Source organism: Bacillus cereus G9842, assembly GCF_000021305.1.
GTDB classification, from domain to species: Bacteria; Bacillota; Bacilli; order Bacillales; family Bacillaceae_G; genus Bacillus_A; species Bacillus_A thuringiensis_S.
The window spans coordinates 4,409,993-4,430,311 of sequence record NC_011772.1 but is presented as its reverse complement, the minus strand read 5'-3'; the positions used below and the strand labels follow the sequence as shown (position 1 = coordinate 4,430,311).

Here is a 20,319-nt window from a genome sequence, read left to right as displayed (position 1 = left end):
ATTATGAAAAAAAGGAGCAAAATAAAAAAGGTCCTAGTCTATACATGGGCAAATGAAAATTTTCATACAGAAGCATTTGAAGTGAGCGAACTTAAAGTGTGTAAAATATAATGATAAACATAAAAGATGATGAATGAGAAAACGGGTGATGAAGTTGAATAGAGCAATCGGTGTTATCGATTCAGGAGTTGGCGGTTTAACAGTAGCGAAGGAATTAATTCGTCAGTTGCCGAAAGAACGTATCATATATTTAGGAGATACAGCACGTTGTCCTTATGGTCCGCGTTCTCGAGAAGAAGTGCGTCAATTTACGTGGGAAATGACGGAGCATTTACTAGATTTAAATATCAAAATGTTAGTTATTGCGTGTAATACAGCAACTGCGGTTGTATTAGAAGAGATGCAAAAACAATTACCAATTCCAGTAGTGGGAGTTATTCACCCAGGATCACGTACAGCTTTAAAAGTGACAAACACGTATCATGTTGGGATTATTGGAACGATTGGAACTGTGAAAAGTGGTGCATACGAAGAGGCGTTAAAGTCTATTAATAACCGTGTTATGGTAGAAAGTTTAGCTTGTCCACCTTTCGTTGAACTTGTAGAGAGTGGGAATTTCGAAAGTGAAATGGCGTATGAAGTTGTAAGAGAAACGCTGCAACCACTGAAAAGTACCGATATTGATACACTTATATTAGGGTGTACACACTATCCAATTTTAGGACCTGTTATTAAAAAAGTAATGGGAGATAAAGTACAACTAATTAGTTCTGGTGATGAAACAGCACGTGAAGTAAGTACAATCTTATATCATAGTAAAATGTTGAATGAAGGAGAAGAACAAAGCGATCATCTCTTCTTAACAACAGGAAAAATAGGCTTGTTTAAAGAAATTGCATCAAAATGGTTCGGTCAACCGATTGAAAATGTGAAGCATATTCATTTAGAAAAAGAATAATAGTAGAATTCATATAAGTGAGCTCCTGAGAAATCAGGAGTTTTTTTGTTTTATCTTGCTATTTGCTGGGCAGTTAGAACCTCCACTGATTAAAGTTTCACTTTATAAGAGGCACAGCTTGTTCTAAAATGTGAAACGGCTCGTATACATAATAGTACAAACTTAGATTTTAGGGGGGAATGGCATGCCTAAATCCACTTTTAAATGGGTTGTTGGTGCTACTGTGAGCGCTGTTTTACTAACAGGGTGTGGCTTTATAAATCAGGAGAAAGCAACTGAACAAATTGATCCGCCAAAACAAGTTACGTATACAGAGGGTGGGAAGAAAGAAGTAGCTAAAAAAGATAAGCAAGGGCAAATGGTAAATAGAGAACTATACCTTGTTGATAAAAATGGTTATGTTGTACCACAAACGTTAGCTATACCTACTCCGAAAGCAAATGAGACTGTGAAGCAAACGTTAGAATACCTTGTGAAAGATGGACCGGTAACGAATTTATTACCGAATGGGTTTCGTGCAGTCATTCCGGCGAATACAACGATGACTTTAGATTTGAAAAAGGACGGGACGGCAGTTATTGATTTCTCTAAAGAAATGAAAAACTATGCGAAAGAAGAAGAGCGTCAAATCATTGAATCTATAGCGTGGACGTTGACGCAATTTACAGAGATAAAACAAGTGCAGTTCCAAATAAATGGTGAGAAATTGGCGAAGATGCCGGTTGCTGGTACACCGCTTGGTGAAGGAGTGAGCCGTGCAAATGGTATTAACTTCGATGATGAACAAGTAGCAGATGTAACAAATACAAAACCAGTCACACTGTATTTTATGGCGCAAAATAATAATAAACAGCAATATTACGTACCAGTAACGCGCCGCGTTGCTGAAGGAAAAGAAAATGATTATGCAGCAATTATAGATGAGCTTGTAAAAGGTCCGATTCATCAATCGCTCCTGAATGATTTTAATCCAGGCGTTAAGCTTATTACGAATCCGAAATTACAAGACGGAAATCTTACATTAAACTTTAATGAAAATATATTTGTAAACCCAGATAAAAATATGATTTCAAATTACGTATTGAAGTCGTTAGTTTTATCTTTAACAGAAAAGAAAGGTGTGAAAAATGTTTCTATTGAAGTGAATGGAAAAGCAAATCTTATAGATGAAAAGGGCGGAAAGTTAATAAAACCTGTAGATCGTCCAGAAAACGTGAATACAGGTAGTTTTTAATCTTGAATAATTTGATATACTTAAGTAAGAAAGGAGAATTGCTTTTTGGGTTCTCCTTCTTTTATTGTATACATATCATACATTTAAAATTGGCTATACTAACGAGTAGTAATTAAGAGGAGGTTATTTTTATGCGAGTAGATGGTAGAGAGAAAACAGAATTACGCCATATACATATTCATACGAATTATTTAAAACATCCAGAGGGATCTGTATTAATTGAAGTTGGGGATACAAAGGTGATTTGCTCAGCGACAATTGAAGAGCGTGTACCACCGTTTATGCGTGGAGAAGGAAAGGGCTGGGTAACAGCTGAATACGCGATGATTCCGCGTGCAACAGAACAACGTACAATTAGAGAGTCAAGCAAAGGGAAAGTAACAGGACGTACAATGGAAATTCAGCGTCTAATTGGACGAGCATTACGTGCGGTAGTTGATTTAGAAGCGCTTGGCGAGAGAACAGTTTGGATTGACTGTGATGTTATCCAAGCAGATGGTGGAACGAGAACAGCGTCTATTACAGGTGCATATGTAGCGATGGTACTAGCTTTTGAGAAGTTATTACAAGCAGAAAAAGTATCTAAAATTCCAGTAAAAGATTATTTAGCAGCAACGTCAGTAGGGATTGTTGAAGAGCAAGGTGTTGTTTTAGATTTAAACTATGCAGAAGATTCTAAAGCAGACGTTGATATGAACGTGATTATGACTGGAAAAGGCCAATTTGTTGAAGTGCAAGGAACTGGAGAAGAAGCGACGTTTAGTAGAGCGCAGTTAAATGAACTACTTGATGCTGCGGAAAAAGGCATTTTCCAACTGATTGATATGCAAAAAGAAGCTTTAGGCGACATCGTATCTCATATAGAGTAGAGGTGGAAAGTATGAAACAAGTTGTTGTAGCGACAAAAAATATGGGTAAAGTACGTGAGTTTGCTGAGTTATTTGAGCGATTTGATTTAGAAGTAAAATCATTACACGATTTTCCTCATATTGAAGAAGTTGAAGAAACAGGTGAAACATTTGAAGAAAATGCGATCTTAAAAGCGGATAGTTTGAGTAGACAGCTGAATTCGATCGTAATTGCGGATGATTCGGGTCTTATTGTAGATGCTTTAAACGGAAAACCAGGAGTGTATTCAGCGCGTTTTGCTGGTGAACCGAAAAATGATCAAGCAAATATCGATAAAGTGTTACAAGAATTAAATGGCATTGACTTTGAAAAGCGTAAAGCACGTTTCTATTGTGCATTAGCAGTTGCTTTCCCTGAAGGTGATAAAAAGCCTGTCATTGTAAATGGGACATGTGAAGGATTTATTTTAGAACAACGCCGCGGAGAAAATGGTTTTGGATACGATCCGATCTTTTATGTGGAAGAATACAAAAAAGCAATGGCGGAATTAAGTTCAGATGAGAAAAATGCTATTAGCCACCGTGGTCGTGCTCTTCGTAAGTTAGAAGAAAAAATCCCGGAATGGTTTTTAGGAGAATAAGGGAGAGAGTATGATGAAAGCTTTAATCGTAAGCGATAGTCATAGCTCTGTGAAGGAATTACAGCAGTTGAAAGAGAAATATGAAGGGAAAGTAGATATCATGATTCATTGCGGTGATTCAGAGCTAACGCCTGCTCATGAAGAAATGCAAGGTTTCCGTGTTGTAAAAGGAAACTGTGATTATGCTAACTTTCAAGATGAAATTGTAACTGATGTAAATGGAATTCGCTTCTTAGTTGTGCATGGACATCGCCATAATGTGAAAATGACATTACAAACGCTAGCGTACCATGCGGAAGAAGTAGGAGCGCAAGTTGCATGCTTCGGACATTCTCACGTATTAGGTGCGGAATTAATCGACGGCGTTTTATTTATTAATCCAGGCAGTATTTTATTACCACGTCAGCGTGTAGAAAAGACATTTGCTGTATTAGAAATGGATGAAAATCAAATGGAAGTTCGTTTTGAAACATTAGACGGACAACTAGTTGAACAAGCAGTTTTTAAAAGAGGATAATAAAATTTATCCTCTTTTAAAAAAGGTGTTGACTTTATGTATGGTTATACATATAATAAATATTGTCGATAGGGCAACGGCGCTAACGAAGAAAAGAAAATAACATATGCGGGTGTAGTTTAGTGGTAAAACAAGAGCCTTCCAAGCTCTGGTCGAGAGTTCGATTCTCTTCACCCGCTCCATGTCCCAGTAGCTCAGCCGGATAGAGCATACGCCTTCTAAGCGTACGGTCGGGAGTTCGAATCTCTCCTGGGACGCTAACAAAAACCTTGTTATCTTTTGATAACAAGGTTTTTGTTTGTCTAAAAATTGATGTTTGGGTTATAAGTGTAGTTCATTCTTAATATCTGCGACCTTTCCTTCGATATTAAGCAGTTGCATATGTACTTCTTTTTCTTAAATAAAAAGAGCGCCGTTTATCCCGCTATTTGCCGGGCAGTAAGACCCCCACCTCAAAATTCAGCGGAAGCAAAGAAGTTAGGTGGGGTCGGGCTGTCCGTAAAAGTCCGATTGGTGAGGGTTGATTAAAGTTACACTTTATGCGCCCTGTTCCTCATATTTAATTTAAAGAATCAATAGGCTTATGGTAGAACTCAAATCCATATCCAGATTCTCCTAATTGTTCACTTGCAATGTTATAAAAGTTTTTACCATTCTAGTGTGATTGAGTAGCCGTTATCGGAACTTATCCCTGATAGTGTGTTACAATTAATAGAAGCGGAAAACGAGAATCTCCAATTGACTGGACGTGTGATTAGTTGGACAGTTTAAGAAGGTTGTATAAAAAGGGAGATGGCGCAAAGATGGCGAGAACAAAAGAGAATGATTTAACGGAGAAATTGGCAGAAGGTCAACGGAAATATGGTGACGGCAACTTTACAGTACAGAACATCGGTGATGAAACTAATCCGAATTGGACTGTCGTAAAAAATGTGAGGAAGGGATCGGCAGGTATTCGCGAAGGAGAAGATATATTAAGACTGCGATCAAAATATATAAAATAGTATGGAATGGGCGGAGCGGGAGTTCGAATCTCTCCTGGGACGCTAAAAAAACCTTGTTATCTTTTGATAACAAGGTTTTTTGTTTTAAATTAGTTATTAATAAACTTCTCAAATACAAAACCATAATCTTTCACATTGTATTGTTTCTTCGTATCAACAAGCCAGTTAAAGGCAATCTCGTTCATCTCTTTAAATTGCTCTGCTAAGTTTACTTGTGCGTTTGAAATACGGCTGAAAGCATTAGATGCCATATCTAAACTTTTATGTGCATATTGTAATGTAATGTCGTTGTCGTATGAAATTTCTTCAATTTTAAGTAAAGCCTTATATAAATCTTTTAATTCTTCAATATGTTTTTTATGAACATCAATTGAGTAATGCTCATCTCCCATTTGAAACTTAATTTCTATATCTAAATCAATCGTTCCTGCAGTTTCAAGTGCTACGTTTTTAATTTGATATTTACTATAGCTATAGCGGCGCAGTGTGCGTTTTTTACTTGTTGCGCTTGTACCATCTAGGTGGAGTAATCCTTTGTTTGTGAAGCAATATTCATCTGATTTGGATTTAATTAGAAAATAAATTTTCTCTCCATCTTCGTGCATCACGTAATCATCAGCATCAACTTTATCGTAATCTTTCGGTGTAATGACAGAACCTACATCGCTTAACCCTAAAACATCAGCAGCTACTTTTTTGAACATATATAATCCCCCTTGTAAATTAAATTCTTAATTGTACAAAAATATATTAACATGATTTTCATTTTTTGTTTTCTTGTAATACGAAAATATCTGAAGGTAAGTTAAGAAAAGTAACGCATAATTATTTTGATCCTAAATTATTTAGTAAATCTATTAGTCTAAGAGTCGATTCGCCGAAAAGTAACCAAGAGAAAAAAGCTAATTTTGCAAGTGATTATAGAGAAATTTCGTGAAAGCACCTCAAGCGATATGAGGTGTTTTTCAATCCCTTTTTGAAATCTTACAATTCTGTAAGGTAACTGTAAGGTAGTTCGATGGTAAGAAATTGCTAATCTTTTATAATGAAGATAACAACGATAAAACGAGGAGGAAGAAATGATGAAAGGGTTAGTTGTAACGGGCTTAACGGTTGCTTTTGGATTTGTAGCGTATGAGAAATTAACGTATGTAGTCGATGTTGTGAAACATTTGATTGCTTAGAGAAAACAGCTATGAGAGGGAAAGGGAATGAGTGAATGAATGGAATGGTTATTTGGAATTATAGGTACTTGTAGTGTAGTGTTATTGTTCTTTGTCCCAAGTGGTATACTTAGTTCGACAACAAGTTTGTTCTTCTTAAGTTTGTTTGCTTGTACGATGCTTATTATTATGTTTTTAATGAAGCGAAGTAAACCAATCTTCTATTTTAGCATGATTGTTATGGCAATTATTGTTCTCCAAATTATTACCCTTGTAATATACCCCACAATTATAAAAGCTTTCCATTAATGATGAATCCTCTGCGCTTGTTGCTGGGGATTTTTATTTGTACAATTTTAATTTTTAGTGGAGATTTACTCGTATCGGAATATAAAAATTAAATATTTTTATATTTCAAAAAAATGATTTAGGGATGTTGTGTTCTCATTACGCATTTGATATATTTACTTTGAGCATAATTAAAATCAAGAAAAAGAGGCGGACGTATGGATAAAAAAGAAAATACGGTCGTATTGTTTCCACAACTATCAGAGCGCTATATTGATGAAGGTTTTTTAGCGCTGAAAGAGCGGAAATTCGAAGATGCATTGCGTTGCTTTGAAATATTACGTCAGTATAATGCGGAAACGGAACAAACGGAATTAGCTTCAGTTATTTGTTTACTCGAATTAAAACGTATGGAAGAAGCGAAAGATAAATGTGAACAGTTGCTTAAAACAGGAGTTGTCTTATTTGGTGATATTCTTGAAACGTACGTAACAATTTTAGTTCAAACAAATGATTATGAAGGTGTTATTGAAACTGTTGAAAAGGTTTTACAAACGAAAGATATAATGCCTGATCAAAAGGAAAAATTAGCGCAGCTTGCTTTATTTGCAGAAGGTATGCTAAATGAGGGAGACGCATCGCTAGTGGATTCAAACTTTGAATTGGATGAGTTTACTAATGAAATTTTTGGAGAAAACTTTGGACAGAAGCTAAGAGCGATTCAGCGACTTTCGTTAAAAGATTTAGATCTTGCATTACCTGTTTTAAAGAAATTTTTAATAGACGAAGAGCAGCACCCCTATTTGAAAACTTCTATTTTGTATAAAATGATAGAAAGTCAGGTAGAAGAAGAAATAGAGGTAGAAAAGTTTGGAAATACGATTAAGGTGATTCCAGCATTTACAGGTCATAATGAGGAGCAATCCAATAACATTATACATAAATTATCAAGCCGATTAGAGCAAAATTATCCCGATATATTTGAAGCGATGGTTACATATTGGAAAGAGTTGCAAATTAGCGTTTTCCCATTCGCTCTATTAATGGATAAAGAAGAGATTTGGTCAGCTGTTTTAGAGAGAATTGGAAGAAAGCGTTTCGGATTGGCTATTGATGAAGAAGAGCTTATGGCAGCATATAATATCGAATTGGAAGAGTTTCATATTGCCTATCAATGGTTATTACGTGTTGAAAGAGAAGGATATTTGCCCGTATAATTATGAAAAAGAATCGTTCAGTTCTTGAAACGAGCATATTCTATGTTATAATGTAAGGGTTGCAAAAGGCAGAAATCTGCCTGTTTGTAAGAGAAGAGAAGTGCAATTCTCTTACTTAATATGTTTCATATTATTCTCGAACAAAATATACCGTAGTTGTCTTCTGGGCAATTAGTAGATTGGAACATTATATCTGAAAGCTTTTGCTAGAGGGTTATTTGTGTATTTGTTATTTCAAAAAAGAGATAATGAAGATTTTAATCTATAGAGGTATGTGCATACATTATTATAGTTGGAGGGAAAGAATAAATGTCTACAAAATGGGAAAAATTAGAAGGTAACGTTGGCGTTTTAACAATCGAAGTTGATGCTAAAGAAGTAAACAACTCTATCGACGCTGCGTTCAAAAAAGTAGTAAAAACAATTAACGTACCAGGTTTCCGTAAAGGAAAAATGCCTCGTCCATTATTCGAACAACGCTTTGGTATTGAATCTTTATACCAAGATGCTTTAGATATCATTTTACCAAAAGCATACGGTGAAGCGATTGAAGAAGCTGGTATCTTCCCAGTTGATCATCCTGAAATCGACATCGAGAAGTTCGAAAAAAATGCTAACCTTATCTTCACTGCAAAAGTTACAGTGAAACCTGAAGTTAAATTAGGTGAGTACAAAGGTTTAGCAGTAGAAAAAGTTGAAACAACTGTAACTGACGAAGATGTAGAGAACGAATTAAAATCTTTACAAGAGCGTCAAGCTGAACTAGTTGTTAAAGAAGAAGGAACTGTTGAAAACGGTGATACAGCTGTAATCGACTTCGAAGGTTTCGTTGATGGCGAAGCATTTGAAGGCGGAAAAGGCGAAAACTACTCTCTAGCAATCGGTTCTGGTACATTCATCCCAGGTTTCGAAGAGCAAGTAATCGGTCTTAAATCTGGTGAGTCTAAAGACGTTGAAGTATCATTCCCAGAAGAGTACCATGCTGCTGAATTAGCTGGCAAACCAGCAACATTCAAAGTAACAATTCACGAAATCAAAACAAAAGAACTTCCTGAGTTAAACGACGAGTTCGCTAAAGAAGCAGACGAAGCGGTTGCAACTCTTGATGAATTAAAAGCAAAACTTCGCACAAACTTAGAAGAAGGCAAAAAGCACGAAGCTGAGCACAAAGTACGTGACGAAGTAGTAGAATTAGCTGCTGCTAACGCTGAAATCGAAATTCCAGAAGCTATGATCAACACTGAGTTAGATCGTATGGTTCGTGAATTCGAGCAACGTTTAAGCCAACAAGGTATGAACCTTGAGCTTTACTACCAATTCACAGGTACTGACGCTGACAAATTAAAAGAGCAAATGAAAGAAGATGCACAAAAACGTGTAAGAATCAATCTTGTTCTTGAAGCTATCATTGAAGCTGAAAACATCGAAGTTACTGAAGAAGAAGTAACTGCAGAAGTTGAAAAAATGGCTGAAATGTACGGTATGCCAGTAGACGCTATCAAGCAAGCTCTTGGAAGTGTAGACGCTTTAGCTGAAGATCTTAAAGTGCGTAAAGCTGTAGACTTCTTAGTAGAAAACGCTGCATAATAAAATAACAAGGCACGATTTTAATCGTGCCTTGTTTTATAAATATAGAAATATATTTATAAAACTTTTCGATGGAGAAGGAAATGTTCCTTTACAAGTCGAATATACATATTTCAAAAGTTTTAAAATTTTTTTATTTGTACATAACTAGTCATATTATTTGTATTTCTCGCCACGTAGTGACATAATATGTATTTACATACGATACATTTATCGTGTACATACGAAGGCAAGAGGTTAGCACTTTGTAAGGGGTGTGAAAATATGTTTAAATTTAATGATGAAAAAGGGCAATTAAAATGTTCTTTCTGTGGTAAAACACAAACGCAAGTTCGAAAGTTAGTGGCAGGTCCAGGTGTTTACATTTGTGACGAGTGTATCGAACTTTGTACTGAAATTGTACAAGAGGAGCTTGCGAAGGACGAAGAAGTAGAATTCAAAGATGTACCGAAACCGGTAGAAATTCGTGAAATCTTAGATGAGTATGTCATCGGGCAAGATAGCGCGAAAAAAGCACTAGCGGTAGCGGTATATAATCATTACAAACGCATTAATTCTAACAGCAAAATTGATGATGTAGAATTAGCGAAGAGTAATATCGCACTTATCGGGCCAACAGGTAGTGGTAAAACATTACTGGCACAAACGTTAGCGCGTATTTTAAATGTTCCATTTGCAATCGCGGACGCAACATCTTTAACAGAAGCTGGATATGTTGGGGAAGATGTAGAAAATATCTTACTAAAATTAATTCAAGCAGCTGATTATGATGTAGAGAAAGCGGAAAAAGGAATCATTTATATTGATGAGATTGATAAAGTGGCACGTAAGTCCGAAAATCCATCAATTACACGTGATGTATCTGGTGAAGGTGTGCAGCAGGCACTTCTGAAAATTTTAGAAGGTACTGTAGCAAGCGTTCCACCTCAAGGTGGTCGTAAGCATCCGCACCAAGAGTTCATTCAAATTGATACAACGAACATCTTATTCATTTGTGGTGGAGCGTTTGATGGCATTGAGCCGATTATTAAACGTCGCCTTGGTGAGAAAGTAATTGGATTTGGTTCTGAGAAGAAAAATGCTGATGTAAATGAGAAGCATGTTTTATCTCACGTATTACCAGAGGATCTTTTAAGATTTGGTTTAATTCCAGAGTTTATCGGTCGTCTTCCAGTTATTGCGAACCTAGAGCCACTTGATGAAGATGCTCTTGTTGATATTTTAACGAAACCGAAAAATGCACTTGTTAAGCAATTCCAAAAACTATTGGAGCTTGACGATGTTGAGTTAGAGTTTGAAGAAGGTGCACTAATCGAAATTGCGAAAAAAGCAATTGAACGTAAAACGGGTGCTCGTGGACTTCGTTCTATTATTGAAGGCTTAATGCTTGATGTAATGTTCGAACTTCCATCTCGTAAAGATATCGAGAAGTGTATTCTTACAAAAGAAACAGTAGCTGATAATGAACCGCCAAAATTGGTGTTACAAGACGGTACTGTACTTGATACAAAAACATCTGCATAATGCGAAAGGGAAACAGCAATTTTTATAATTGCTGTTTTTCTTTATGTTTAGCTACGTTCCTCCGCGGAAATACTAAGAGATAAAATATTGCGGGAGGAAATAAATAATGAGCTGGACAAATATATTTTTAGTTGTTCAACTTGTTTTTGGTGTAATTGTCGGATTATATTTCTGGCATTTACTTCGAAATCAACGAACACAAAAAGTTTCAATTGATCGAGAATCGAAAAAAGAATTAGAACAGCTTCGTAAAATGCGTGAGATTTCTTTAACAGAGCCGCTAGCAGAAAAGGTGCGTCCTACAACCTTTTTAGATATTGTAGGGCAAGAGGACGGGATTAAGTCGTTAAAAGCGGCTCTTTGTGGTCCGAATCCGCAACATGTAATCATATATGGCCCGCCAGGTGTTGGGAAAACAGCGGCAGCACGTCTTGTATTAGAAGAAGCGAAACGAAATCCTAAATCTCCATTTCGTACGAATGCAACATTTATTGAACTTGATGCGACGACAGCTCGGTTTGATGAACGTGGTATCGCAGACCCTTTAATTGGTTCGGTGCATGATCCGATTTATCAAGGTGCTGGGGCGATGGGACAAGCAGGTATTCCGCAACCGAAAAAAGGTGCTGTAACAGATGCGCATGGTGGTATTTTGTTTATTGATGAGATTGGCGAACTCCATCCGATTCAAATGAACAAAATGTTAAAGGTGTTAGAAGATCGAAAAGTATTTTTAGAAAGTGCGTACTATAGTGAAGAAAATACGATGATCCCAACATATATACATGATATTTTCCAAAAAGGCTTACCGGCAGATTTTCGCTTAGTTGGAGCAACGACACGTTCGCCAGAGGAAATTCCTCCTGCTATTCGGTCACGTTGCTTAGAAGTATTTTTCCGTGAATTAGATACGGAAGAAATTCAAAAAGTAGCGAAAAATGCCGCGGAAAAAGTAGAAATGCAAATAGGCGAAAATGGTATTGAAATGATTGGGATGTATGCAAGAAATGGACGAGAAGCGATTAATCTCGTGCAAATCTCTGCTGGTATGGCGATAAATGAAGAACGTTCTTTCATTAAAGATGAAGATATAGAGTGGGTTGTTCACTCAAGTCAGCTTACACCGAAATACGAAAAGCACATTTATCCGATTCCAAGGATTGGTCTTGTAAATGGTCTTGCTGTATACGGACCAAATACAGGTGCGTTATTAGAAATTGAAGTAACAGCAATTCCGGCGAAAGATAAAGGGTCGGTAAATGTTACCGGAATTGTAGAAGAAGAAAGTATTGGTAGTCAAACGAAATCGATTCGCCGTAAAAGTATGGCAAAAGGCTCTGTTGATAATGTATTAACAGTACTTCGTTCTTTAGATGTGTTGCCAGAAGGATATGATATACATATTAATTTTCCAGGTGGTATCCCAATTGATGGACCTTCTGCAGGAATCGCTATGGCAACAGGTGTATATTCTGCGGTGCATCGCACATATGTAAATAATGAAGTAGCGATGACAGGTGAAATAAGTATACACGGAGAAGTAAAGCCTATTGGTGGCGTGTACGCAAAAATAAAAGCTGCGAAAAAAGCGGGAGCTAAGAAAGTCATTATTCCTGCTGAAAATATGCAACCATTTTTGTATACTATAAAGGGAATCGAAATTATTCCTGTCCGTAAGTTAAAAGAAGTATTTGAGTTAACATTTATGCAAGAAAATGCGCATAGAGAGCTAGATGTACATACTAACGTAGACGAAACAGATGCACAATCTATGTAAAAATAAACAATAATAAAATTTGCCAGACTTCGTTTAAGTTTGTATGCTTAATCGGAGTCTTTTTTCTTTTCGTGAGGTAGAAAAATAAGCTATTTATAATTGCGAGGAATCTCAGCAATTGCATCTAGGTGTATTGTAATATAAAATAGTTGAACAGGAGTTTAATTTATTATGGAGGTGCTATGTCTAGTATGAATACGAACGAAAGAATCGTGCCCCTCCTACCATTAAGAGGCGTTCTCGTATATCCAACGATGGTTTTGCATCTTGATGTAGGACGTGATAAATCGATACAAGCACTAGAGCAGGCGGCAATGGATGAAAATATCATCTTTTTAGCAATGCAAAAAGAAATGAATATCGATGATCCGAAAGAAGATGACATATATAGTGTAGGTACAGTGGCGAAAGTCAAGCAAATGTTAAAATTGCCGAACGGTACGCTTCGTGTCCTTGTGGAAGGTTTACATAGAGCAGAAGTAATAGAGTTTATCGAAGAAGAAAATATAGTACAAGTGTCTATTAAAACGGTAACTGAAGAAGTAGAAGGTGATTTAGAAGAGAAAGCTCTTATGCGTACGTTACTGGAGCATTTCGAACAATATATTAAAGTTTCGAAAAAAGTTTCAAATGAAACATTTGCAACGGTAGCTGATGTAGAAGAACCAGGGAGATTAGCTGATCTAATTGCTTCTCACTTGCCGATTAAAACGAAGCAGAAACAAGAGATTCTAGAGATTGTATCTGTAAAAGAACGATTACATACACTTATTTCAATTATTCAAGATGAACAAGAGTTACTTAGCCTAGAAAAGAAGATTGGACAAAAAGTGAAACGTTCAATGGAGCGCACGCAAAAAGAATATTTCTTACGTGAGCAAATGAAGGCGATTCAAACTGAACTTGGCGACAAAGAAGGTAAGGGCGGAGAAGTAGAAGAACTTCGTGAAAAAATTGAACAGTCAGGAATGCCTGAAGAAACAATGAAGGCTGCGCTGAAAGAATTAGATCGTTATGAAAAGTTACCAGCAAGTTCTGCGGAGAGTGGTGTTATTCGCAATTATATTGATTGGTTATTAGCGCTTCCGTGGACAGAGGCAACAGAAGATATAATTGATCTTGCTCATTCAGAAGAGATTTTAAATAACGATCATTACGGTCTTGAAAAAGTGAAAGAGCGTGTACTTGAATATTTAGCTGTACAGAAGTTAACGAATTCATTAAAAGGACCTATCCTTTGTTTAGTAGGCCCTCCTGGGGTCGGCAAAACTTCGTTAGCGCGTTCAATTGCAACATCATTGAATCGTAAATTTGTCCGTGCATCTCTTGGTGGTGTGCGTGATGAATCTGAAATTCGTGGTCACCGCCGTACATATGTTGGAGCAATGCCAGGACGCATTATTCAAGGTATGAAAAAGGCGAAAACAGTTAATCCAGTCTTCTTATTAGATGAGATTGATAAAATGTCTAACGATTTCCGTGGAGATCCATCAGCGGCATTACTTGAAGTATTAGATCCAGAACAAAACCATAACTTCAGTGATCATTACATTGAAGAACCATATGATCTATCGAAAGTTATGTTTGTAGCAACCGCTAATACACTTTCAAGTATTCCAGGTCCATTACTTGACCGTATGGAAATCATTTCGATTGCTGGCTATACAGAACTTGAAAAAGTACACATTGCTCGTGAGCATTTATTGCCGAAACAATTAAAAGAGCATGGCTTACGAAAAGGTAATTTACAAGTGCGTGATGAGGCGCTTCTTGAAATTATTCGTTATTATACACGTGAGGCTGGTGTTCGTACGCTAGAACGCCAAATTGCAAAAGTTTGCCGTAAAGTAGCGAAAATTATCGTTACAGCAGAACGTAAACGTATCGTTGTGACAGAGAAAAAGATTGTTGATTTACTTGGTAAACACATATTCCGTTATGGGCAAGCTGAAAAAACAGACCAAGTTGGTATGGCAACAGGTCTAGCTTACACAGCAGCAGGCGGCGATACACTTGCAATTGAAGTTTCTGTAGCGCCAGGAAAAGGGAAACTAATTTTAACGGGGAAACTTGGGGATGTTATGAAAGAATCAGCACAAGCTGCGTTTAGTTATATACGCTCTCGTGCAGAAGAGCTTCAGATTGACCCGAATTTCCATGAGAAAAATGATATTCATATTCATGTTCCAGAAGGAGCAGTTCCAAAAGATGGACCGTCAGCAGGTATTACGATGGCAACGGCACTTATTTCTGCACTAACAGGTATTCCTGTAAGTAAAGAAGTAGGTATGACAGGTGAAATTACACTTCGTGGTCGTGTATTACCAATTGGTGGCTTAAAAGAAAAAACATTAAGTGCTCACCGCGCAGGCTTAACAAAAATTATTTTGCCAGCAGAAAACGAGAAAGATTTAGATGATATTCCAGAGAGCGTAAAAGAAAACCTTACGTTTGTGCTTGCATCTCATTTAGATGAAGTATTGGAGCACGCATTAGTAGGAGTGAAACAATGAAAGTAACAAAAGCAGATATTGTAATTAGTGCTGTTAAACCAGAACAATATCCAGACAGTGATTTACCAGAAATTGCATTAGCAGGTCGTTCAAATGTCGGGAAGTCTTCCTTTATTAATAAAATTTTAAATCGTAAAAAGTTAGTGCGTATTTCTTCTAAACCAGGAAAAACGCAAACACTGAACTTTTTCTTAATCAATGAGATGATGCATTTTGTTGACGTTCCAGGTTATGGATATGCGAAAGTGTCTAAATCGGAGCGCGCGGCATGGGGGAAAATGATTGAAACGTACTTTACAACGCGTAAGCAATTAGACGCAGCTGTATTAGTAGTTGATTTACGTCACCAACCAACAAGTGATGACGTGATGATGTATGATTTCTTAAAGCATTATGAAATCCCAACAATTATTATTGCGACGAAAGCCGATAAAATCCCGAAAGGGAAATGGCAAAAGCATTTAAAAGTTGTAAAAGAAACGCTTGCTGTTGAAATTGGCGATGAAATCGTTCTATTCTCTTCTGAAACAGGACTTGGAAAAGAAGAAGCGTGGAAGGCAATTCATAAAATGACAAAAACAAAAAACGCGTGACGAATGTCGCGCGTTTTTTTCTTTATATAAGCTGTTAACGTACGTTTAATGTAACTTCAATATTACCTCGTGTTGCTTTAGAGTAAGGACATACACCGTGAGCCGCTTCTACAAGTTCTTTTGCTTCGCTATGTGAAACGCCAGCGACATGTACATCAAGCACGGCAGATAGGCCAAAACCACCATCTGTATCTTTTCCGATAGAAACGTGAGCGGTTACTTCTGTACTTTCTACTTTCATACGTTTTGTACGAATGACAAGTTGTAATGCACTATCAAAACAAGCTGCATAACCAGCTGCAAATAGTTGTTCTGGATTTGTTGCTTCTCCGCCTGCACCACCTAGTGCTTTCGGCATTTTTACATCAAGATTTAATATGCCATCATCTGAAACTACTTTCCCATTTCTTCCACCTGTTGCTGTTACTGAAGCAGTATATAATTTATCCATATTTATTCCCCTTTTCCATCATTAATTGTTTTCATTGTTTCAATTAGTTTATTTAGCTCAATTAATAAAGAGCGATATTCTTGCTCTGTAATTCCTAAATTTGTAGCCATCGTTGTCGGTAATGAACAAGCCTTTTCCTTTAAATCTTTGCCTTGTTCTGTTAATTCAATACAAACTTTTCGCTCGTCTTCTTTGGAACGAACACGTTTTACAAGTTTTAATGATTCCATTCGTTTTAACATAGGTGTTAACGTACCGGAATCTAAAAATAGACGTTCTCCAATTTCTTTTACTGTTAGTCCATCTTGCTCCCATAGTACGAGTAAAGTAATGTACTGGGGATACGTAATACCCATCTCTTCTAAATAAGGTCGATAAAAACGAGTAACCTCTCTAGAACAGGCATAAATAGAAAAACAAAGTTGGTTATCTAGATGCAAAGAGTCCTCTGTCATACATAACTCCCTTCTAATTAAGTTGTGAACAATTTAATTTTGTAAAATCAATATAACGAAAAAGAAATAAAATGTCAAATACATTGTATTGAGAAAGTGTTTGCTACATTTTGGAACAATCATACATATTTTCCTTCATGATGAAAGAAGATAGGAAAGATGATGTTATAATTTATATGGAATAGTTTCCATCACTTGATTATGAGGACTTTTTTTGGTAACGTACAAATAGAGTTATTAATTTATAATCATTATAAAGTAGAAGATTTTTTTATTAGTTTACTGAATCTCCTTTATTACATAAGGAGAATAATTAAAAAATAATCGGTTGTTCACACGATTGTCAGATTCATAAGAGGAAAGTTGTATTATGATAGTAGATAAAGTGATAAAACGGGTGAAGGGGGACATGCTGCGTGCATATTCTTGTTGTTAGTGTAAATTATCGAACAGCCCCTGTAGAATTTCGTGAGAAACTCACATTTCAGGCAGCAGAGCTAGAGCGAGCGATGACTACATTACAAAATCAAAAGAGCGTGTTAGAGAATGTCATTGTATCAACTTGTAATCGCACTGAGATTTATGCTGTTGTCGATCAATTACACACGGGACGGTATTATATTAAGAAGTTTTTAGCTGATTGGTTTCAGCTTGAAATAGAAGAAGTCGCGCCATATTTAACTATTTTTGAACAAGATGGTGCAATAGATCATTTATTCCGCGTAACGTGCGGTTTAGATTCGATGGTAGTCGGAGAAACGCAGATTTTAGGTCAAATAAAAGATAGCTTTTTAGAAGCGCAACAAGTTAAAGCAACAGGCACAATTTTTAATGAATTGTTTAAGCAAGTCATTACATTAGCAAAACGTGCCCACTCAGAAACAACAATCGGAGAAAGTGCAATGTCTGTTAGTTATGCTGCTGTTGAGCTTGGAAAGAAAATATTTGGCGAGTTAACAGATTGTCATGTGCTTATTCTTGGTGCTGGTAAAATGGGCGAACTTGCACTGCAAAACTTATATGGAAGTGGTGCTCGTAAAGTAACAGTTATGAATAGGACACTTTCGAAAGCAGAAGTAATGGCTGAGAAATATATGGGACATGCAAAATCGTTAAGCGAATTGCAATGTGCATTATTAGAAGCAGATATTTTAATTAGTTCAACTGGTGCATCTGAGTATGTCATTACGAAAGAGATGATGACAAAGGTGGAGAAAATGCGCTCTGGTCGCCCTTTATTTATGGTTGATATTGCAGTACCACGTGATATTGATCCAGCGATTGATGAGTTAGAAGGTTCTTTTTTATATGACATTGATGATCTGCAAGGAGTAGTGGAAGCAAATCGTGCTGAGCGTTTGAAAGAAGCGGAGAAAATTCAATTTATGATTGAAGAGGAAATTGTTCTATTTAAAACGTGGTTAAGTACACTTGGTGTTGTTCCATTAATATCAGCTCTTCGTGATAAGGCACTTGCAATCCAAAGTGAAACGATGGTAAGCCTAGAGCGAAAAATACCAAACCTTAGTGATCGTGAGAAAAAAGTCATTAGTAAGCATACGAAAAGTATTATTAATCAATTATTAAAAGACCCAATTTTAGTAGCGAAAGAAATAGCTGCTGAAGAGGGAGCGAGCGAAAAATTAGCGTTATTTGCGAAGATTTTCGATTTAGAAACGGAAGAAGTAGAGAGTCGTGCGGAAGAAGTAGAACATAAAAGAGTGTGGACACCATCCGTTCCATCTTTATAATTTGGAAGGATGATCGGATGAGTTTTTTAAATAACAGTATTATTTATCATATTGCAATTATTTTATATGCTTGTAGCATTAGTTTATATTTTATAGATTATTTCCAAAGTAACCGAAAGGCGAACCGATTTGCTTTTTGGTTACTTTCGATTGTATGGGTATTGCAGTCTATTTTTATGTTGCTTAGGGCGACAGATTCAGAAACGAACCCCATTTTAACTTTATTATCAGGGATTTATTTTTATGTTTGGTTATTGATTACGATGTCGTTAGTCATAAATCGATTTATGCGCGTTGACTTTTTAGTCTTCTTTACAAATGTTGTTGCATTTGGCGTAAGCGCTTTTTCTATTTTTACACCGCTCGGAAAGATGTCGCCAGTACTTGCAGAGCAATTAGTTTCAGAACTTGTATACGTGCATGTTGGAATGGCGATTATTTCTTATGCAACGTTTACGGTATCATTTATTTTTTCTATTATGTATTTACTGCAATATCGCCTATTAAAAAAGAAAAAGTGGAATGCGAGATTAAGAAGGTTAGGGAATTTACCGAAGCTTGAATCTACGTCTTACGGATTAAATTTATTTTCTGTTCCATTTTTCTTACTAGCAATTTTATTAGGATGTATATGGGGATATACAAAATTAGATAATTTTCATTGGTATGATACGAAAGTAATTGGTTCGTTTGTCGTTCTATTTGTATACTGTGCGGGCTTGTATTTAAGAGCGGCAGATGTATTGCAAGGGAAGAAAATTGTACTGTGGAATGTAGGGGCCTTTCTCGTAATGCTAGTTAACATTTTTTTATTAAGTAGTTTATCTAATTTCCACTTTTGGTATTTATAATGAGGAGAGAGAATTATGCGCAAAATTATTGTAGGGTCACGAAAGAGTAAGCTAGCATTAACACAAACAAACTGGTTTATTGATCAGTTAAAAGCACTTGGTTTACCATATGAATTTGAAGTGAAAGAAATTGTCACCAAAGGTGATGTGATTTTAGATGTTACTCTTTCAAAAGTAGGCGGAAAAGGTTTGTTCGTTAAAGAAATTGAGCATGCGTTACTTACGAAAGAAATCGATATGGCTGTACATAGTATGAAAGATATGCCAGCCGTACTTCCAGAAGGGTTAATGATTGGCTGTACACCAAAGCGTGTTGACCCTCGTGATGCTTTTATCTCAAAAAATGGAGCATCGTTTAAAGAGTTAGCGGAAGGTGCTATTTTAGGTACGAGTAGTTTAAGACGTAGTGCACAGCTACTCGCTGCGAGACCAGATTTACAAGTGAAGTGGATTCGCGGAAATATCGATACACGTTTACGTAAATTAAAAGAAGAGGATTACGATGCGATTATTTTAGCGACAGCTGGATTACAAAGAATGGGCTGGGATGATGAAGTTATTACAGAACATTTAGATGAAACGTTATGTGTACCTGCTGTAGGACAAGGTGCATTAGCGATTGAATGTCGTGAGGATGATAAGGATTTATTGCAGTTGTTAGCGCATATGAATGATGCGATAACAGAAAGAACAGTGGCAGCGGAGCGAGTATTTCTTCATAAACTTGAAGGTGGATGTCAAGTTCCAATCGCTGGATATGCAACCCTTAAAGAAAACGATACAATCGAATTAACAGCTCTTGTTGGCTCTATGGATGGCTCTGTTTTATTAAAAGAGACAGTAGTAGGTACTAATCCTGAGGAAGTAGGATTAGAAGCCGCGGGCCGTTTAATTAAACAAGGCGCCAAAGAACTCATTCTTGCTGCAAATAAGGAGCAACAATAAAT

At 36.6% G+C, this 20,319-nt stretch carries 19 protein-coding genes and 2 tRNA genes; 18 read left to right on the top strand and 3 right to left on the bottom strand.

Annotation, left to right across the window (positions count from 1 at the left end):
• The first annotated feature begins 148 nt into the window (after positions 1-148).
• The 8 genes from racE (at position 149) to BCG9842_RS22280 (ending at position 5,202) form a co-directional block, all read left to right on the top strand.
• Positions 149-958 carry a glutamate racemase gene (gene racE / locus BCG9842_RS22315; RefSeq protein WP_000774005.1) on the top strand — a complete coding sequence of 270 codons (810 nt, stop codon included), beginning with the start codon at positions 149-151 and terminating at the stop codon, positions 956-958.
• Positions 959-1,142: 184 nt separating this feature from the next.
• Positions 1,143-2,192 carry a spore germination protein GerM gene (gerM, locus tag BCG9842_RS22310; protein ID WP_001126744.1) on the top strand — a complete coding sequence of 350 codons (1,050 nt, stop codon included), beginning with the start codon at positions 1,143-1,145 and terminating at the stop codon, positions 2,190-2,192.
• A 131-nt stretch (positions 2,193-2,323) separates the two neighbouring features.
• Positions 2,324-3,061: a ribonuclease PH gene (gene rph / locus BCG9842_RS22305; RefSeq protein ID WP_001261763.1), complete on the top strand. Its 738-nt coding sequence runs from the start codon at positions 2,324-2,326 to the stop codon at positions 3,059-3,061.
• A gap of 11 nt (positions 3,062-3,072) precedes the next feature.
• Positions 3,073-3,681: an XTP/dITP diphosphatase gene (locus BCG9842_RS22300; RefSeq protein ID WP_000815946.1), complete on the top strand. Its 609-nt coding sequence runs from the start codon at positions 3,073-3,075 to the stop codon at positions 3,679-3,681.
• A gap of 13 nt (positions 3,682-3,694) precedes the next feature.
• Positions 3,695-4,198 (top strand): metallophosphoesterase, encoded by a 504-nt coding sequence (locus BCG9842_RS22295; RefSeq protein WP_000645510.1) that lies wholly within the window; start codon positions 3,695-3,697, stop codon positions 4,196-4,198.
• Positions 4,199-4,306: 108 nt separating this feature from the next.
• Positions 4,307-4,380: transfer RNA gene (locus BCG9842_RS22290), tRNA-Gly, on the top strand.
• Between the two features lies 1 nt (position 4,381).
• Positions 4,382-4,455: transfer RNA gene (locus tag BCG9842_RS22285), tRNA-Arg, on the top strand.
• A gap of 546 nt (positions 4,456-5,001) precedes the next feature.
• Positions 5,002-5,202 (top strand): hypothetical protein, encoded by a 201-nt coding sequence (locus BCG9842_RS22280; RefSeq protein WP_000124591.1) that lies wholly within the window; start codon positions 5,002-5,004, stop codon positions 5,200-5,202.
• An 89-nt stretch (positions 5,203-5,291) separates the two neighbouring features.
• Here BCG9842_RS22280 and BCG9842_RS22275 read toward each other — a convergent pair whose 3' ends face one another.
• The gene (locus tag BCG9842_RS22275) at positions 5,292-5,906 is read right to left on the bottom strand and encodes a PH domain-containing protein (RefSeq protein WP_000475213.1); all 615 of its coding nucleotides are present in this window, start codon (positions 5,904-5,906) and stop codon (positions 5,292-5,294) included.
• Positions 5,907-6,425: 519 nt separating this feature from the next.
• On the opposite strand from BCG9842_RS22275, the gene BCG9842_RS30405 reads away from it, so the two are divergent.
• The 7 genes from BCG9842_RS30405 to ysxC all read left to right on the top strand — a co-directional run bounded on the left by BCG9842_RS30405 (position 6,426) and on the right by ysxC (position 15,864).
• Complete coding sequence (locus BCG9842_RS30405; protein WP_001983650.1) at positions 6,426-6,674, top strand: hypothetical protein; 249 nt, start codon at positions 6,426-6,428, stop codon at positions 6,672-6,674.
• A gap of 197 nt (positions 6,675-6,871) precedes the next feature.
• Positions 6,872-7,870, top strand: a complete 999-nt coding sequence (locus BCG9842_RS22270) for a hypothetical protein (RefSeq protein ID WP_000358275.1) — start codon at positions 6,872-6,874, stop codon at positions 7,868-7,870.
• Between the two features lie 309 nt (positions 7,871-8,179).
• The gene (tig, locus tag BCG9842_RS22265; RefSeq protein ID WP_000105215.1) at positions 8,180-9,457 is read left to right on the top strand and encodes a trigger factor; all 1,278 of its coding nucleotides are present in this window, start codon (positions 8,180-8,182) and stop codon (positions 9,455-9,457) included.
• A gap of 264 nt (positions 9,458-9,721) precedes the next feature.
• Entirely contained in the window at positions 9,722-10,981 is a 1,260-nt protein-coding gene (gene clpX, locus BCG9842_RS22260; protein WP_000472289.1) for an ATP-dependent protease ATP-binding subunit ClpX, read from the top strand.
• Between the two features lie 106 nt (positions 10,982-11,087).
• Positions 11,088-12,758 (top strand): ATP-dependent protease LonB, encoded by a 1,671-nt coding sequence (gene lonB / locus BCG9842_RS22255; RefSeq protein WP_000119171.1) that lies wholly within the window; start codon positions 11,088-11,090, stop codon positions 12,756-12,758.
• Between the two features lie 182 nt (positions 12,759-12,940).
• Positions 12,941-15,271 carry an endopeptidase La gene (gene lon, locus BCG9842_RS22250; RefSeq protein ID WP_000097283.1) on the top strand — a complete coding sequence of 777 codons (2,331 nt, stop codon included), beginning with the start codon at positions 12,941-12,943 and terminating at the stop codon, positions 15,269-15,271.
• Positions 15,268-15,864: a ribosome biogenesis GTP-binding protein YsxC gene (gene ysxC, locus BCG9842_RS22245; protein WP_000869118.1), complete on the top strand. Its 597-nt coding sequence runs from the start codon at positions 15,268-15,270 to the stop codon at positions 15,862-15,864. The genes lon and ysxC overlap by 4 nt, the downstream gene beginning before the upstream one ends.
• Positions 15,865-15,898: 34 nt before the next feature.
• On the opposite strand, the gene BCG9842_RS22240 is transcribed toward ysxC, so the two are convergent.
• Together BCG9842_RS22240 and BCG9842_RS22235 are read right to left on the bottom strand one after the other, a co-directional pair.
• Positions 15,899-16,315 (bottom strand): organic hydroperoxide resistance protein, encoded by a 417-nt coding sequence (locus BCG9842_RS22240; RefSeq protein ID WP_000359773.1) that lies wholly within the window; start codon positions 16,313-16,315, stop codon positions 15,899-15,901.
• A gap of 2 nt (positions 16,316-16,317) precedes the next feature.
• Complete coding sequence (locus tag BCG9842_RS22235; RefSeq protein WP_000133913.1) at positions 16,318-16,770, bottom strand: MarR family winged helix-turn-helix transcriptional regulator; 453 nt, start codon at positions 16,768-16,770, stop codon at positions 16,318-16,320.
• Between the two features lie 416 nt (positions 16,771-17,186).
• On the opposite strand from BCG9842_RS22235, the gene hemA reads away from it, so the two are divergent.
• The 3 genes from hemA to hemC are packed head-to-tail and all read left to right on the top strand — an operon-like array spanning position 17,187 to position 20,317.
• Complete coding sequence (gene hemA, locus BCG9842_RS22230; RefSeq protein ID WP_000547868.1) at positions 17,187-18,521, top strand: glutamyl-tRNA reductase; 1,335 nt, start codon at positions 17,187-17,189, stop codon at positions 18,519-18,521.
• 17 nt (positions 18,522-18,538) lie between these two features.
• Positions 18,539-19,372, top strand: coding sequence for a cytochrome c biogenesis protein (locus BCG9842_RS22225; RefSeq protein ID WP_000009002.1), 834 nt, complete (start codon positions 18,539-18,541; stop codon positions 19,370-19,372).
• Positions 19,373-19,387: 15 nt separating this feature from the next.
• Complete coding sequence (gene hemC / locus BCG9842_RS22220) at positions 19,388-20,317, top strand: hydroxymethylbilane synthase (RefSeq protein ID WP_001226403.1); 930 nt, start codon at positions 19,388-19,390, stop codon at positions 20,315-20,317.
• Positions 20,318-20,319 lie beyond the last annotated feature (2 nt).

Coding starts and splice junctions, on each gene's coding strand:
- BCG9842_RS22240 (WP_000359773.1), bottom strand. CDS start 16,315: ATGGATAAATTATATACTGCTTCAGTAACAGCAACAGGTGGAAGAAAT.
- BCG9842_RS30405 (WP_001983650.1), top strand. CDS start 6,426: ATGGAATGGTTATTTGGAATTATAGGTACTTGTAGTGTAGTGTTATTG.
- BCG9842_RS22270 (WP_000358275.1), top strand. CDS start 6,872: ATGGATAAAAAAGAAAATACGGTCGTATTGTTTCCACAACTATCAGAG.
- racE (WP_000774005.1), top strand. CDS start 149: ATGAAGTTGAATAGAGCAATCGGTGTTATCGATTCAGGAGTTGGCGGT.
- gerM (WP_001126744.1), top strand. CDS start 1,143: ATGCCTAAATCCACTTTTAAATGGGTTGTTGGTGCTACTGTGAGCGCT.
- lonB (WP_000119171.1), top strand. CDS start 11,088: ATGAGCTGGACAAATATATTTTTAGTTGTTCAACTTGTTTTTGGTGTA.
- clpX (WP_000472289.1), top strand. CDS start 9,722: ATGTTTAAATTTAATGATGAAAAAGGGCAATTAAAATGTTCTTTCTGT.
- tig (WP_000105215.1), top strand. CDS start 8,180: ATGTCTACAAAATGGGAAAAATTAGAAGGTAACGTTGGCGTTTTAACA.
- BCG9842_RS22295 (WP_000645510.1), top strand. CDS start 3,695: ATGAAAGCTTTAATCGTAAGCGATAGTCATAGCTCTGTGAAGGAATTA.
- BCG9842_RS22275 (WP_000475213.1), bottom strand. CDS start 5,906: ATGTTCAAAAAAGTAGCTGCTGATGTTTTAGGGTTAAGCGATGTAGGT.
- BCG9842_RS22225 (WP_000009002.1), top strand. CDS start 18,539: ATGAGTTTTTTAAATAACAGTATTATTTATCATATTGCAATTATTTTA.
- BCG9842_RS22300 (WP_000815946.1), top strand. CDS start 3,073: ATGAAACAAGTTGTTGTAGCGACAAAAAATATGGGTAAAGTACGTGAG.
- BCG9842_RS22235 (WP_000133913.1), bottom strand. CDS start 16,770: ATGACAGAGGACTCTTTGCATCTAGATAACCAACTTTGTTTTTCTATT.
- BCG9842_RS22280 (WP_000124591.1), top strand. CDS start 5,002: ATGGCGAGAACAAAAGAGAATGATTTAACGGAGAAATTGGCAGAAGGT.
- lon (WP_000097283.1), top strand. CDS start 12,941: ATGTCTAGTATGAATACGAACGAAAGAATCGTGCCCCTCCTACCATTA.
- hemC (WP_001226403.1), top strand. CDS start 19,388: ATGCGCAAAATTATTGTAGGGTCACGAAAGAGTAAGCTAGCATTAACA.
- ysxC (WP_000869118.1), top strand. CDS start 15,268: ATGAAAGTAACAAAAGCAGATATTGTAATTAGTGCTGTTAAACCAGAA.
- rph (WP_001261763.1), top strand. CDS start 2,324: ATGCGAGTAGATGGTAGAGAGAAAACAGAATTACGCCATATACATATT.